Below are 15,433 nucleotides of genomic sequence, written 5' to 3' on the forward strand. Positions count from 1 at the left end.
TTACTTTGGGGCTTTTCCAAAGTGACCCGCCGTAAGGGCGGAACCCATAGCAGCCGTGACCGCAACAATGGATATGTACTCAACCCAACCCAAAAAGCTGGTCAGCCCAGAGACCGCCATCGGGGGCAAGCCCCCTCCCACATTGGATCTCCTTTGCATTGGCGACCCCATGACACGCCCTATCAGATCCAGCCAAGCCAACTCCAATACGTCGCCGCAAACACCAACATCAACAAGTAACCCATCAGCGTCACCAACACCCCCACCTTGGCAAACTGCCGCGCCGTAAACGTCCCGGTCCCCAGGCACACCATGTTCTGCGGCGCATTGATCGGCAGGATAAACCCGTAGCTCACCACAAACCCCAACAGCATGGTCATCCCCAACCGGTTGAACTCCCCCGGCAAGGTCTGCAACACCGCAATCAGGATCGGCAACAACGCCGAGGTCAACGCGGTCGCACTGGCAAACCCCAAGTGGATCAAGATCAAAAACGCCCCGAGGATGGCAAACACACCCAACGGCCCGACCTGGTCCAGCCCGGTGTGCGCCACCACTTGCGAACCCAGCCACTGCCCGGCCTGGGTGGTCAGCAACGCCGTGCCGAGGCTGATGCCGACGCCGAACACAATCACCGTGCCCCACGGAATCCGCGACTGCACATCCTTCCAGGTCATCACGCCGATCCCCGGCAACAGCAGGAACACCAGCCCGGCGTAGGTGGTCGAGGTGGTGTCGAAATTGTGCAGGCGCCCTTCGGTAGCCCACGCCAACAGCAACAGCACCGACACGGCGAGCAGGCGTTTTTGCGGGCCGGTCATCGGGCCGATGTCCACCAGCGACTGGGCCACGGCTTCTTTGCCGCCGGGGATGCTGTCGCTTTCCGGCGGCAGCAGTTTGATCACCAGGAACAGCAACACCGCCGACATGATCAGCGCCCATGGTGCGCCGGCAATCAGCCAGTCGATCCACGACACGCGCTGGCCGAGCATCTTGTCCATGAACCCGACGGTCAGCAGGTTCTGCGCGGCGGCGGTCTGGATGCCGACGTTCCAGATGCTGGTGCCCTGGGCCACCACGATCATCAGGCCGGCGGCGATGTTGGAGCGTTTATCGACGCCAAACGCCGCCACCACGCCCATCATGATCGGCACCACGCAGGCACTGCGCGCGGTGGCGCTGGGTACGACGAGGCTCAGGAGAATAGTCACCGCGATCGCCCCCAGCAGAATGCCGCGGGTGCTGGTGCCGACCCGGGTCAGCGTGACCAGGGCAATGCGCCGGTCCAGGCCGGTGTGGGTCATGGCGGCGGCGATGAACAACGCACCCGCCACCAGGGCCAGCGCCGGGTTGGAGAAGCCGGTCAGCGCCATGCCGATGGCCGGGCTGGAGCCGATCAGGTGCGCGGGGTCTTGCAGCGACGGCGCGGTGCCGAGCAAGAACGCCATGAGCGAGGTGATCATGATCGCGCTGGCCTCATAGGACACCGCCTCGCTGATCCACACCACCACCGCAAACGCGAGGATCGCCAGCATGCGATGCCCGGCCACCGGCAAATCCGCGGGCAGCGGTAACAGCAGCACCCCGACCATCACCAGTACAGCGACGACCAGGCCCAAGGGCAACTTGAATGATGCAGCGGTTGTTGCGGGGGCGCTCATGGGGGAGTCTCCGTCGGCGTCAAATCAGGCTGGGAGCATGGCGCAAAATGCCGCACGCGGTGTTGACAGGTATCAAACCTCTAGGCCAATAACTGACTCAACACCGCCCGCAACTTCCCGGGCTTGACCGGTTTGTTCAACAACGGTGCGTCCAGCCGCCGCAGGATGCGCCGGCACTGGTCGGTGCGGTCGGCGCTGATGATCACGGCGGGAATCGTCTGGGCAAAATGCTCGCGCAGGTACTTGACCACCTCACAGCCCACCACGCCGTGGTCCAGGTGATAGTCCGCCAGGATCAGTTCCGGCGCCCTGCCCTGCAATGCCAGCAACGCGCCGGCCTGGTCGGTGGCCGTGACCACCTCGCAGCCCCACTGCCCGAGCAGCGCGCTCATGCTTTCGAGGATGCTGACTTCGTTGTCCAGCACCAGCAAACGCCGCCCCGGCAGCGGGTTGCCGGTGGTCGGTTGCGTGGGCAGTTGGCTGATGGCCAACGGCATTTCTTCGCTGATCGGCACTTCGAGGCTGAACATCGACCCGCGTCCCGGCCACGAGCGCACCGCCACCGGGTAACCGAGGATCTCGGCGATCCGCTCGACAATCGCCAGCCCCAGGCCCACGCCCTTGCGGTCCGAGGCGCGGCCGACGTCCAGTTGGTTGAATTCGAGGAAGATCGCGTCGAGCCGGTCGGCCGGGATGCCGCGCCCGGTGTCCCACACTTCCAGGCGCAGGTGATCGCCGCGGCGACGGGCGCCGAGCAGGATGCAGCCGTCGTCGGTGTAGCGGCAGGCGTTGCTGAGGAAATTACGCAAAATCCGCGTCACCAGGCGCAGGTCGGTCCGGATCGCGTAATGGCCGGTGTGTGCGCGCAGATTCAGTCCGGCGGCCAGGGCGACGGACTGGAATTCGGAGACCAGCGGCGCAAACAACTCATCCAGGCGATACAGCGCCACGTCCGGCTTGACCGCTGCCTGGTCGAGCCGCGAGATATCGAGCAAGTCGGTGAGCAAATCCTCGGCACCTTCCAGGGCCTGGTGCGTGCGCTCCACCAGCACCTGTTCGACGCTCGGCAACGACCGTTCGCGCAGGGTGGCGATCAGCAGCCGTGCGGCGTTGAGCGGCTGCAACAGGTCATGGCTGGCGGCGGCGAGGTACTTGTCCTTGCTGCGGTTGGCGGCCTCGGCGGCGTCGCGGGCGTCGCGCAGCTCCTGTTCGACCTGTTCGCGCTGGGCGACCTGCTGTTGCAGGTTGCGGTTGGCTTCGAGCAGTTCATCGGTGCGCGCCGCCACCCGCTGCTCCAGCTCATCGTTGAGGCGGATGTAGCGGTTGCGCTCGGCCTCCAGCTCATCGAGGCGGGCCGTGAGTTCCGGGTAGTGGCTCTTGCGCGCCGACTGGTCGCCCAGCCCCAGCAGCCCGGCCAGGGCGCGCTGCTGGTCGTCAGAGAGCTTCGCCATAGACGACCTCGACGTCACGCTGGCTCGATTCGCGGGGGTTGGTGAGGATGCACGGGTCGTGCATGGCATGCTGGGACAGAAACGGAATGTCCGCCACCCGCACGCCATGCAGGCCGAGGGTTTCGTGGAAGCCGATGGCACGCTTCAGCGCGATCAGATGCTCGACCAGCCGCCCGCGGATCTGCGGATGAGTCAGGCCGCGGCAGTCGATGCCGAACGTCTCGGCAATCACCTTGAAGCGCTCCGGTGCCGAGTTGTAGTTGAACGCCACCACATGCTCCACCAGCACCGCGTTGCACAGGCCGTGAGGCAGGTCGAGGAAGCCGCCGAGGCTGTGGGACATGGCATGCACCGCGCCGAGGATCGCATTGGAGAACGCCAGCCCCGCCTGCATGCTGCCGAGCATGATCTTCTCGCGCAGGGCGATGTCCGCCGGGTTGGCGATCATCTGCACCAGGTTGCCGTTGATCAGGCGCATGGCTTCCAGCGCGTGGGGGTCGGTCAGCGGGCCGTGGCCGGTGGAGACGAACGCCTCGATCGCATGCACCAGCGCATCGATGCCGGTGCAGGCGGACAGGAACGGGTCCATGCTCGCGGTGGTTTCCGGGTCGATCAGCGACACGTCCGGCACCACCGCCTTGCTGACGATGGAGAACTTCATGCGCTCCTGCTGGTTGGAAATGATCACGAACTGCGAGACATCCGCCGAAGTGCCGGCGGTGGTGGGGATCAGGATCAGCGGGGGGCTGGGCACGCGAATGGTGTCCACGCCTTCGAATTCGAGGATGTTGCGCCCATGGGCGACCACGATGCCGATGGCCTTGCCGCAGTCCATCGGGCTGCCGCCGCCGATGGCCACGATCACGTCGCAATGGTTGTCGCGGTACACCTCGGCACCGAGCATGACTTCTTCGACGCGGGGGTTGGGTGAGACGCCGCTGTACAGGCAGTAATCGATGCCGATGGCCTGCAGGCTGGCTTCCACGTCGGCGACCCAGCCGGCGGCGATCACACCGGGGTCGCTGACCACCAGCACTTTGCGCGCACCGAAGGTCTTGGCGTAATTACCGACGTTGTGCCGGCAGCCGGCACCAAAGATGATTTCAGGCGAAACGAACTTACGCAGAAGGCTGAGATTTGGGCTCATTGGAAAGCCTGTTTTTATTATTTTTGAGAGATGCGCTCCACACTAACCCATCCGCGCGCGAATGCAATCAGACCAAAGAGTCATTCCCCAAACGACCCCGGCCAGCGCGAGGCTGGCCGGGGGTGAATCAGCGGCTGGCGAAGTACATGGTCACTTCAAAGCCGATACGCAGGTCGGTAAACGCGGGTTTAGTCCACATGGGGCGATCCTCTTGTTGTGCCGGAAGATTCCGGTAATGGCATTAATGCATGGGGGGATGGGGGTGCGAATGCTACTTTCGAACGAGCCTGAAGCATGCCTTGGTAGCAGATGTACACCGATCAAAAATGTGGGAGGGGGATTGCTCCCGATGGCAGTGGGTCAGCCAATACATGCATAACTGAGCCACCGCTATCGGGGGCAAGCCCCCTCCCACAGTTGGTTGCATTTCAAGTCGGGGTTAGAAGAGGCCCAGGGGGTTGGTCTGCGGGTAGTGATCCAACAGGCAAAGCCCTCTTGTTGTGCCGAAACGGGTGTACGCCGATCAAAATGTGGGAGGGGGCTTGCCCCCTCCCACAGTTGATTGCATTTCAAGTCGGGGTTAGAAGAGGCCCAGGGGGTTGGTCTGCGGGTAGTGATCCAACAGGCAAAGCCCTCTTGCTGTGCCGAAACGGGTGTACGCCGATCAAAATGTGGGAGGGGGCTTGCCCCCTCCCACAGTTGATTGCATTTCAAGTCGGGGTTAGGAGAGGCCCAGGGGATTGGTCGGCAGGTAGTGATCCAACAGGCAAAGCCCTCTTGCTGTGCCGGAACGGGTGTACGCCGATCAAAATGTGGGAGGGGGCTTGCCCCCGATGGCAGTGTGTCAGCCAATACATGCCTGACTGATCCACCGCTATCGGGGGCAAGCCCCCTCCCACATTGGGTTGTATTTCAAGTCGGGGCTAGAAGAAGCCCAGTGGGTTGATGTCGTAGCTCACCAGCAGGTTCTTGGTCTGTTGGTAGTGATCGAGCATCATCTTGTGGTTCTCACGCCCCACGCCGGACTTTTTGTAGCCGCCAAACGCGGCGTGCGCCGGGTACAGGTGGTAGCAGTTGGTCCACACGCGGCCGGCCTTGATCGCCCGGCCCATGCGGTAGGCGCGGTTGATGTCGCGGGTCCACAGGCCGGCACCCAGGCCGAACTCGCTGTCGTTGGCAATGGCCAGGGCTTCGGCTTCGTCCTTGAACGTGGTAATACCCACCACCGGGCCGAAGATTTCCTCCTGGAACACGCGCATTTTGTTATGGCCCTTGAGCAGGGTCGGCTGGATGTAGTAACCGCTGGACAGGTCACCCTCCAAACGCTCGGCCGCGCCGCCGGTAAGCAGTTCGGCGCCCTCTTCCTGGGCGATTTTGAGGTAGGACAGGATCTTGTCGTATTGCTGCTCGGACGCCTGGGCGCCGACCATGGTTTCGGTGTCCAGCGGGTTGCCGCGCTTGATCTTGACGATCTTTTTCATCACCACTTTCATGAAGTCGTCGTAGATCGACTCCTGCACCAGCGCCCGCGACGGGCAGGTGCACACTTCGCCCTGGTTGAAGAACGCCAGCACCAGGCCTTCGGCGGCTTTCTCGATGAACTGCGGCTCTGCATTCATGATGTCTTCGAAGAAGATGTTCGGCGACTTGCCGCCCAGCTCCACGGTCGACGGAATGATGTTCTCGGCCGCGCAATGCATGATGTGCGCGCCGATTGGGGTAGAGCCGGTAAAGGCGATCTTGGCGATGCGCTTGCTGGTGGCCAGCGCTTCGCCGGCTTCACGGCCAAAGCCCTGGACGATGTTCAGCACGCCCGCGGGCAGCAGGTCGTTGATCAGCTCGGCAAACACCATGATCGACAGCGGCGTCTGCTCGGCAGGCTTGAGCACGATGCAGTTGCCGGCGGCCAGGGCCGGGGCGAGTTTCCAGGCGGCCATCAGCAGTGGGAAGTTCCACGGAATGATCTGCCCGACCACGCCCAGCGGCTCGTGGAAGTGGTAGGCGGCGGTGTGTTCGTTGATCTCGGCGGCGCCGCCTTCCTGGGCGCGGATGCAGCCGGCGAAGTAACGGAAGTGGTCGGCGGCCAGCGGCACGTCGGCGTTGAGGGTTTCACGCACGGCTTTGCCGTTGTCCCAGCTTTCGGTGACGGCCAGCACTTCGAGGTTCTGTTCGATGCGGTCGGCGATTTTCAGCAGCACCAGGGCGCGATCCTGGGCCGAGGTCTTGCCCCAGGCGTCGGCGGCGGCGTGGGCCGCGTCGAGGGCCTTGTCGATGTCGGCGGCGTTGGAACGCGGGAATTCGGCGATCACTTCACCGGTCACCGGCGAGGTGTTGGTGAAGTATTCACCGCTGATCGGCGCAACGAATTCGCCGCCGATGAAGTTGCCGTAGCGTGACTTGAAGCTGACGATGGCGCCAGGGGTGCCAGGTTGTGCGTAGATCATGTTAAAGCCTCTGTCTGGGTCCGGGCCTGTCGGTCAACAGGCGATGACCCGATAGTAAAGAGCCCCCGCTGCCGGGCGAATGCGCCGTTGGCAGGAGGGCTCTTGTCATTTGGTCGTAGATTCAGTGTTTGGCGACCAGTTCTTTAGGCAATTTGAAGGTCCAGAGCATGCCGCCCTGGTTGAAGTCCTTGATGCGTTTGGCCACTTCACCGCCCCACAACGGCACCGCGCCGCCCCAGCCGGAGAGCACCGAGACGTACTGTTCGCCGTCCATTTCCCAGGTCACAGGCGAGCCGAGCACGCCGGAGCCGGTCTGGAATTCCCAGACCTTCTCGCCGGTCTTGGCGTTGAACGCCTGCAGGAAGCCTTCCGGCGTACCGGTGAACACCAGGTTGCCCTTGGTGGTCAGGACCCCGCCCCACAGCGGCGCGAAGTTCTTGTGGCGCCAGACTTCCTTGCCGGTTTTCGGGTCGATGGCGCGCAGCACGCCGATGTAGTCTTCGTTCAACGGCTTGATGGTGAAGCCCGCACCGAGGAACGCCGCACCTTTTTTGTAGGTGATGCCTTCGTTCCACATGTCCATGCCCCATTCATTGGACGGCACGTAGAACAACCCGGTGTCGCGGTTATAGGCCATCGGCATCCAGTTCTTCGCGCCGAGGAACGCCGGGGCGACGAACACCGAGGTGCCCTTGGCTTCGCTGCCTGGCGCGCCTGGGCGGCTGGCTTCGTTGTAGATCGGCCGACCGTCTTTATCCAGGCCGGTGGCCCAGGTGATCTTGTCGACGAACGGGAAGCCGCGGATGAACTTGCCGTTGGTGCGGTCGAGCACGTAGAAGAAGCCGTTACGGTCGGCGGTGGCCGCCGCTTTGATCTCTTTGCCGCCTTCGGTGTAGTTGAAGGAGACCAGTTCGTTCACGCCGTCGTAGTCCCAGCCGTCATGGGGCGTGGTCTGGAAGTGCCACTTGATGGTGCCGTCATCCGGGTTCAGCGCCAGGCGCGAGGACGAGTAGAGGTTGTCGCCAGGGCGCAGGTGCGAGTTCCACGGCGCCGGGTTGCCGGTGCCGAACAGCAGCAGGTTGGTTTCCGGGTCGTAGTAGCCGCCCAGCCACGGTGCCGCGCCGCCGGTTTTCCACAAGTCGCCAGGCCAGGTCTTGCCCGCCTCGCCGCCGGAAATGCCGTTTTCCACGGCTTTACCGTCCTTGTAGACGTAGCCCATGTGACCTTCGACAGTCGGACGGGTCCACAGCAGGTCACCGTTTTTCGGGTCGTAGGCTTCGATCTTGCCCACCACGCCGAATTCGCCGCCGGCCACGCCGGTAATCAGCTTGCCGTTGATCACCAGGGGCGCGGCGCTGATCGAGTAGCCTTCCTTGTGGTCGGCGACTTTCTTGCTCCACACCACTTTGCCGGTGTCTTTGTTCAGGGCCACCAGCTTGGCGTCGAGGGTGCCGAAGAACACCAGGTCGCCGTACAGCGCCACGCCGCGGTTGATCACGTCACAGCACGGGCGGATGTCATCGGGCAGACGCGCATCGTACTGCCAGAGCTTCTTGCCGGTGCGTGCGTCCACCGCGAACACCCGCGAGTAGGACCCGGTGAGGTACATCACCCCGTCCTTGATCATCGGCTGCGCCTGCTGGCCGCGCTGTTTCTCGCCGCCAAAGGAGAACGCCCAGACCGGGCGCAGGTCCTTGACGTTGTCCACATTCAGGGTATCGAGCGGGCTATAGCGCTGGCCTTGGACGCCCAGACCGTTGGTGACGATCTGCCCGGGGTTTTTCGGGTCCTGGAGAATCTCCTGATCGGTCACGGCCGCCATGGCCTGGCCGGATAACAGAATGGCACCGAGCAACACACTCAAGGCGAAGGGTTGGCGGCGTGCGGGTTGGGTCATGACGGCTACCTCTGCGGTTTTTTGTTATACCCGGGAAATTTTCCCGGTCTGGTACAGATTCTTGGGCGCAGGGGCGGTTGTCACAATTGACCGCAGTATCGAGATTGCTAGTTCCTTAGTAGCGGGTCCGGTCCGTCAGCGCGCCGAATCCACGCGCTGCATCTGCTCGCGCTCGTAACGCGGGTACAGGTGGCTGACGCTACGGATCAGTTCATAGCGGCTCAGGTTGATCGCGGCGAAGCGCTCGGGGATGGGGCTGCGGATCATCTCGGCCATGTCGCTGCCGTGGGCGGCGCCGTCGCGCAGCAGTTGGTCGAGCCAGGTCAGGTAGTCGCGCATCTGCGCGAACGGCTGTGCATCGTTGGCCACCGGGCCATGGCCGGGCACGACCAGGGTCCAGGGCAAGGCCTGCAGGGTGTCGATGTCCGCCAGCCACGCCGCCAGCCCGGGGCTGTTGGGGGTGGTGAGGGCGCGTTGGTAGAACACCAGGTCGCCGGCAAACAGCACGCCGGTAGTCTGGTCGAGGATGGCCAGGTCGGCGTCGGTGTGGCCGGTCAGCGCAAGCAGGCGCAGGTCGTGGCGGCCAAAGCTGAGCACACCGGGTTCGAGCACTTGCGTGGGCAATTGCACTTCGGTGCCGCGCATCCAGTCGCCGACCATGCGGTAGAGGTTCTCCGCCATGCCGTCGCCCTGCTCATGCAGCAGGCGCGTGGTGCCGGCCAGGGCGCCGATGGGCACGTCCTTGAAGGCCTGGTTGCCCAGCGCATGGTCGGGGTGGTGGTGGGTCAGCAGCACCTGGATCACCGGTTTGTCGGTGACGCTGGCGATCGCCCGGCGCAGGGCTTCGCCGTAGCGCCGCGACGGCCCGGTGTCGATCACCACCACGCCGGCCTCGGTGACGATGAACGCGGTATTGACGATATTGCCGCCGTTGTCCTTGGCGAAATTGTCGGTGCTGCCTTCCAGCAGCCAGGTGTCGTCGGCGATCAGTCGTGGCTTGAGGGCGTAGTCGAGGTCGGCCACAGCGGGCAGGCTCAAGCTCAGGCACAACAATAGAATCCAGCGCATGCCGCGCTCCTTCTGGTCAGGGAATGGCTGCGTCGAATTCATTGCCGCTGTTGTCGCGCAGCACCAGGCGCGTCGGCCCGGGTGCGTCGATGTCAAAGGCCAGGTTGGGGTTTTCGCTGACCGCCGGGAACAGCACCAGCTCGGCCAGCACCTGGCCGTCCTGGCCACGCAGTTGCGCGTGGTTGAGATAGAACTCAGGGATGCCGCTGACCATGCCGTTATCCATCGGGTGCGCCACCTGCACGCGCACCCGGCTGAATTCGCCGCGTGGGTAACGCCCGCCGAGGACTTCGCCGATATGCTCTTCCCAACCCGGCTGGGTGCGGACCACGCTGGGCGCGGTGCAACCGCCGCCGGCCGCGTCGATCAGGGTCGAGCCGACGTGCCACAGCCCGTCATCGGTGAGCACCGCCGCACGCAGGGGCGTGGCCTGTTCGATGCGGATACGGATCGACAGCCAGGGCAGCACCCCGGCCTTGGGCTGAAAATCGACAATCCTGGGCAACGGGTTGAGTTCGGCCCAGGCGAGGATTTTCACCACGTGCCCCGTGAACGCCCGCGCGTCGATTTCCAGGGGCACCTGGCGCGCATCTTCGGCGAACGGCGGCGCCAGCAGCTTGACCCGCTCATCGAACACGAACGGCGCATCGGCCAGCAACTGCTTGTGGTAGAACGCCCACATCACCGACGGCACCGGGTCCGTGCCCGGTTCGACCGCCGCGGCGTGGGCCGCCAACGGTAACCAGCAGGCCAACATGCAGTTCAGTCGCCAGTTCATCGCCTGCTCCTATTGGTACATTTCGGGCACTTCGTACTGCAGGCCGTAATGGCTGTAGATGGTTTGCAGCGAACCGTCGCGGATCAGGCCTTCCAGCGCCTCTTCCACCGCATAGGCCAACTGACGATTGCTTTCGTGTACCGCCATGCCGATCTCCCAGCGCTGCCGGCCCATGCTCGGGTAAGCGTTTTGCGCCAGGGCCAGTTGCGGATCGCGTGCTTGATGCACTTGCCAGTCGATCTCGCCGCGCATCGCCATCACCGCGTCGACTTCACCGGCCTTCATCGCCGCGAACGCCTGGGGTACACCGGGGTAGTGATGGGTCTGGCGGGCGAGCATGCCGTTGAACACCGAGGTCAGGTAGAACGACGGCACGCTGTCGACTTCGACACCGATCGGGTGCTCCTCGAACACCGCCACGCTGGCGACCTTGTCCAGGCGGCGGCGGTCGTAGGCCACCTGCCATTGTTCGTTCTGGTACGGCCCGAACATCACCACATGGCCGTTTTCCAGTTCGCCCTGATCGTTACGCCTTTGCGCGTAGTCGTGGTCGTAGGGTGCGCGCATCATCAGGTCGGCCAGTTGCTGGTTATGCAACTGGCTGCCGCGCCAGATGTAGTCGCGCAGGTCGTCGTCGAGTTTTTCCCCGGCCGGCGCCCAGATCAATTTGAGCTGCACCCCCAGCGCCTTGGCCAGGGCCTCGGCCAGCTCCACGTCGACCCCGCGCGGGGTGGCACCGTCTTCGAAACTGTAGGGGGCAAAGTCCTTGTACACCGCCACTTTCAACTCACCGGCGGCGATCATCTGGTCATAGCTGCGCACCTGCGCCTGTGCCGTCTGGCAACACAGCAGGGCCAGGCCGAGCACATAAGCGAACAGGCGCATGGCTTACTCCTCGACGTGAACGCTGTCCAGGTAGGTGCGTACCGCCCACAAGGCTTCCTGGCTCAGGTAATCGGCCATTTTCGGCATATATACCCGGCCGTCGCGCACCGCGCCGTGACGCACGCGCTGCACAAACCACTCATCACCGGCCTCGCCCACATCCAGCATGCGCAAGTCGGGGGCGATGCCGCCGGACTTGGCTTCCAGGCCGTGGCAGGCGGCGCAGTTCTGATTGTAGGCGGACGAACCGATTTCCAGGGCCCGGTCGTGTTCAGGCGACGTGCGGTAAGGGTTCACTGCCGCCCAGCCGTCCTCGTCGACCGGCACGCCGGCGTCCTTGATCGAGGTCAGGCCCTTGGTTTCCACTGCTTGCGGGACCACGTTGCCGTGGGCCCAGGCCGAGCCTGCACCGATCACACCGGCCAACAGCCCGGCGACGAGCAAGGCATTGCGTTTTGTTGTCATTATTTTTGCCCTCAGGATTGCACGCAAAACCTCATTGCAGAGGTTATGGCAACCATCTTAGAAACCCTGGGGCATAGGCCGTATGCTGCTTTGGTGGCCGGCTTGTCCTCCCTTGGTAGTAGGGCTTGTGGGGCACGCCTAAAACAGCGGCGCTTCGGGAAGTCTTCCCGGCAACAGCGGGACTTTTTCCGTATCCGCGCAGCGCCCTGGCGCTCCACCCTGTGCAGGCCAAAACCTCCACTGGGAACTGCAACCATGATAATAAGATCGCTACCCGCCCGTTCGCCGCTGAGCCTTGCCGTGCAGGCTTTCCTGCTGGTCGGCAGCCTGTCCTTGAGTGCGGCCAGCTTCGCCGCCGCCGACCCTGCCGCGCCGTCCACCGCAAAGGCGACGCGCAACGTCACCTGGGAAGACATCGCCAACGACCACCTGAGCACCAAGGACGTGCTGCAATACGGCATGGGCACCAACGCCCAGCGCTGGAGCCCGCTGGCCCAGGTCAACGACAAGAACGTGTTCAAGCTCACCCCGGCCTGGTCGTACTCGTTCGGCGATGAGAAGCAGCGCGGCCAGGAATCCCAGGCCATCGTCAGCGACGGCGTGGTCTACGTCACCGGCTCCTACTCCCGCGTGTTCGCCCTCGACGCGAAGACCGGCAAACGCCTGTGGACCTACAACCACCGCCTGCCCGAAAACATCCGCCCGTGCTGTGACGTGGTCAACCGCGGCGCGGCGATCTTCGGCGACAAGATCTACTTCGGCACCCTCGACGCGCGCCTGATCGCCCTCGACAAGAACACCGGCAAAGTGGTGTGGAACAAGAAGTTCGGCGACCACGCCGCCGGTTACACCATGACCGGCGCCCCGGTGCTGATCAAAGACAAGGTCAGCGGCAAGGTGCTGCTGATCCATGGCAGCTCCGGCGATGAGTTCGGCGTGGTCGGCCAGCTGTATGCGCGCGACCCGGACACCGGCGAAGAAGTGTGGATGCGCCCGTTCGTCGAAGGCCACATGGGCCGCCTGAACGGCAAGGACAGCACCCCGACCGGCGACGTCAAAGCGCCGTCGTGGCCGGATGACCCGACCACCGAAACCGGCAAGGTCGAAGCCTGGAGCCACGGCGGCGGCGCACCTTGGCAGAGCGCGAGTTTCGATGCCGAGACCAACACCATCATCGTCGGCGCCGGCAACCCCGGCCCGTGGAACACCTGGGCGCGCACGTCCAAGGACGGCAACCCGCACGATTTCGACAGCCTCTACACCTCGGGCCAGGTCGGTGTCGACCCGAGCACCGGCGAAGTGAAATGGTTCTACCAGCACACCCCGAACGATGCCTGGGACTTCTCCGGCAACAACGAACTGGTGCTGTTCGACTACAAGGACAAGGACGGCAAAGTGGTCAAGGCCACCGGTCACGCCGACCGCAACGGGTTCTTCTACGTGGTCGACCGCAATAACGGCAAGCTGCAGAACGCCTTCCCGTTCGTCGACAACATCACCTGGGCCAGCCATATCGACCTGAAGACCGGTCGTCCGGTGGAAAACCCGGGCCAGCGTCCGGCCAAACCGCTGCCCGGTGAAACCAAGGGCAAGCCGGTGGAAGTCTCGCCACCGTTCCTCGGCGGCAAGAACTGGAACCCCATGGCCTACAGCCAGGACACCGGCCTGTTCTACATCCCGGGCAACCAATGGAAAGAGGAATACTGGACCGAAGAGGTCAACTACAAGAAGGGCTCGGCGTACCTGGGCATGGGTTTCCGTATCAAGCGCATGTATGACGACCACGTCGGCACACTGCGGGCGATGAACCCGACCACCGGCAAGGTGGTGTGGGAGCACAAGGAAGCCCTGCCACTGTGGGCCGGCGTACTGGCGACCAAGGGCAACCTGGTGTTCACCGGCACCGGCGACGGTTTCTTCAAGGCCTTCGACGCGAAAACCGGCAAGGAGCTGTGGAAGTTCCAGACCGGCAGCGGCATCGTCTCGCCGCCGATCACCTGGGAACAGGATGGCGAGCAGTACATCGGCGTCACCGTCGGCTATGGCGGCGCGGTGCCGTTGTGGGGCGGCGACATGGCCGAGCTGACCAAGCCGGTGGCACAGGGTGGGTCGTTCTGGGTGTTCAAGATCCCGAGCTGGGATAACAAGACCGCCCAAAAATAACCCGTCCCCAGCCCCGTCGTAGCAGCTGGCGCTCGACAGCTGCTACGTTACGGGGTTGCTTCGTCTGGAGGTTCCAAGATGAACTATCTGCCCTTGTTACTCCTGCTCGCCCTGCCCCTGGCCCACGCCGACGACGGCGACGACACCCCGCTGGTCATCAACGGCTGCACCCTCGCCGAACACAGCCAATGCCCCGGCGCCAACCTCAGGGGCGCCAACCTGAGCAACCAGGACCTCAGCAAAATGAACCTGGCCGGCGCCGACCTGCGCGATGCGGACTTGCGCCACGCCAACCTCGACCTGGCCAACCTGGAAAAAGCCCAGTTGCAGGGCGCCAACCTGACCCGCGCCAGCCTGCAACAAAGCAACCTGCGCCTGGCCGATTTCACCGGCGCCACGCTGATGGCGATCCAGGGTTGGGGCCTGTTCGCCCAGGGAGCGCAGTTTGAAAACGCCAACCTGAGCGCGGCCTACCTGCAATTCGCGCGGCTGTCCGGGGCAAAAATGCACAAGGCCAACCTGCGCGCCGCCGACCTGGAAATGACCTGGCTGAGCAAGGCCGACCTGCGAGGGGCGGATCTGAGCGATGCTAATTTGCAAGAGGCCAAGTTCGGTGAGAGCAACCTGGAAAGCGCGGTCCTCACGGGCGCGCGGCAGCATTATGCGAATTTCCAGGATGCGAACATGGAAGGCTGCAAGGACTGCCCCACCACCTGGAATCGTTAGCACACCGCCATTTGAATGTAGGAGCGAGCTTGCTCGCGAAAAAACCGAGACCGCCGCGGGGGGTCAGGTTTTTCGCGTTATCGTTGACGGTCTTCGCGAGCAAGCTCGCTCCTACAGTGGGGTCTAGGTGCCCGCGCTAGGCATGGGCACGGACCGGTAACTTTTGTAGGAGCGAGCTTGCTCGCGAAAAACCCGAGAGCGCTGCGGGGGGTCAGGTTTTTCGCGTTATCGTTGACGGTTTTCGCGAGCAAGCTCGCTCCTACAGTGGGGTCTAGGTGCCGCGCTAGGTATGGGCACTGACCGGTAACTTTTGTAGGAGCGAGCTTGCTCGCGAAAAACCCGGGACCGCCGCGGGGGGTCTGGTTTTTCGCGTTATCGTTGACGGTTTTCGCGAGCAAGCTCGCTCCTACAGTGGGGTCTAGGTGCCCGCGCTAGGCATGGGCACTGATCGGTAACTTTTGTAGGAGCGAGCTTGCTCGCGAAAAACCCGAGAGCGCCGCGGGGGGTCAGGTTTTCCGCGTTATTGTTGACGGTTTTCGCGAGCAAGCTCGCTCCTACAGTGGGGTCTAGGTGCCCGCGCTAGGCATGGGCAATGACCGGTAACTTTTGTAGGAGCGAGCTTGCTCGCGAAAAACCCGGGAGCGCCGCGGGGGGGCTGGTTTTTCGCGTTATCGTTGACGGTTTTCGCGAGCAAGCTCGCTCCTACAGTGGGGTCTAGGTGCCCGCGCTAGGCATGGGCACTGACCGG

At 63.6% G+C, this 15,433-nt stretch carries 12 protein-coding genes; 2 read left to right on the top strand and 10 right to left on the bottom strand.

The window, feature by feature from the left end; genetic code table 11:
* Positions 1–182 precede the first annotated feature (182 nt).
* From ACP7E3_RS06620 to pedF, 10 genes are all read right to left on the bottom strand, one after another.
* A complete protein-coding gene (locus ACP7E3_RS06620; RefSeq protein ID WP_079444249.1) occupies positions 183–1,661 on the bottom strand; it encodes a DASS family sodium-coupled anion symporter in 1,479 nt (492 codons plus the stop codon).
* 80 nt (positions 1,662–1,741) lie between these two features.
* Complete coding sequence (locus tag ACP7E3_RS06625; protein WP_017847474.1) at positions 1,742–3,112, bottom strand: ATP-binding response regulator; 1,371 nt, start codon at positions 3,110–3,112, stop codon at positions 1,742–1,744.
* On the bottom strand, positions 3,096–4,259 hold the full coding sequence (ercA, locus tag ACP7E3_RS06630; protein ID WP_017847475.1) for an alcohol dehydrogenase-like regulatory protein ErcA: 1,164 nt from the start codon (positions 4,257–4,259) through the stop codon (positions 3,096–3,098). Before ercA ends, ACP7E3_RS06625 begins: the two co-directional genes overlap by 17 nt.
* Positions 4,260–4,386: 127 nt before the next feature.
* On the bottom strand, positions 4,387–4,458 hold the full coding sequence (gene pqqA, locus ACP7E3_RS06635; RefSeq protein WP_010209364.1) for a pyrroloquinoline quinone precursor peptide PqqA: 72 nt from the start codon (positions 4,456–4,458) through the stop codon (positions 4,387–4,389).
* A gap of 724 nt (positions 4,459–5,182) precedes the next feature.
* Positions 5,183–6,703, bottom strand: a complete 1,521-nt coding sequence (exaC, locus tag ACP7E3_RS06640; protein WP_017847476.1) for an acetaldehyde dehydrogenase ExaC — start codon at positions 6,701–6,703, stop codon at positions 5,183–5,185.
* A 121-nt stretch (positions 6,704–6,824) separates the two neighbouring features.
* Entirely contained in the window at positions 6,825–8,600 is a 1,776-nt protein-coding gene (locus ACP7E3_RS06645; RefSeq protein ID WP_046382819.1) for a PQQ-dependent methanol/ethanol family dehydrogenase, read from the bottom strand.
* Positions 8,601–8,735: 135 nt separating this feature from the next.
* Entirely contained in the window at positions 8,736–9,668 is a 933-nt protein-coding gene (locus ACP7E3_RS06650; RefSeq protein WP_017847478.1) for a quinoprotein relay system zinc metallohydrolase 1, read from the bottom strand.
* Between the two features lie 16 nt (positions 9,669–9,684).
* Complete coding sequence (locus ACP7E3_RS06655; protein WP_141123353.1) at positions 9,685–10,446, bottom strand: quinoprotein dehydrogenase-associated SoxYZ-like carrier; 762 nt, start codon at positions 10,444–10,446, stop codon at positions 9,685–9,687.
* 9 nt (positions 10,447–10,455) lie between these two features.
* On the bottom strand, positions 10,456–11,331 hold the full coding sequence (locus ACP7E3_RS06660; protein ID WP_046382816.1) for a substrate-binding periplasmic protein: 876 nt from the start codon (positions 11,329–11,331) through the stop codon (positions 10,456–10,458).
* A 3-nt stretch (positions 11,332–11,334) separates the two neighbouring features.
* Positions 11,335–11,796: a cytochrome c-550 PedF gene (pedF, locus tag ACP7E3_RS06665; protein ID WP_017847481.1), complete on the bottom strand. Its 462-nt coding sequence runs from the start codon at positions 11,794–11,796 to the stop codon at positions 11,335–11,337.
* A 255-nt stretch (positions 11,797–12,051) separates the two neighbouring features.
* Between pedF and exaA the strand changes: the two genes are divergently transcribed.
* Positions 12,052–13,959, top strand: a complete 1,908-nt coding sequence (gene exaA, locus ACP7E3_RS06670; RefSeq protein ID WP_079444253.1) for a quinoprotein ethanol dehydrogenase — start codon at positions 12,052–12,054, stop codon at positions 13,957–13,959.
* 78 nt (positions 13,960–14,037) lie between these two features.
* Positions 14,038–14,685 carry a pentapeptide repeat-containing protein gene (locus ACP7E3_RS06675; RefSeq protein ID WP_057004486.1) on the top strand — a complete coding sequence of 216 codons (648 nt, stop codon included), beginning with the start codon at positions 14,038–14,040 and terminating at the stop codon, positions 14,683–14,685.
* The last annotated feature ends 748 nt before the right edge of the window (positions 14,686–15,433 follow it).

The sequence above is a fragment of the Pseudomonas sp. PSPC2-3 genome (genome assembly GCF_049898265.1).
In the GTDB taxonomy this organism is placed as follows: Bacteria; Pseudomonadota; Gammaproteobacteria; order Pseudomonadales; family Pseudomonadaceae; genus Aquipseudomonas; species Aquipseudomonas veronii.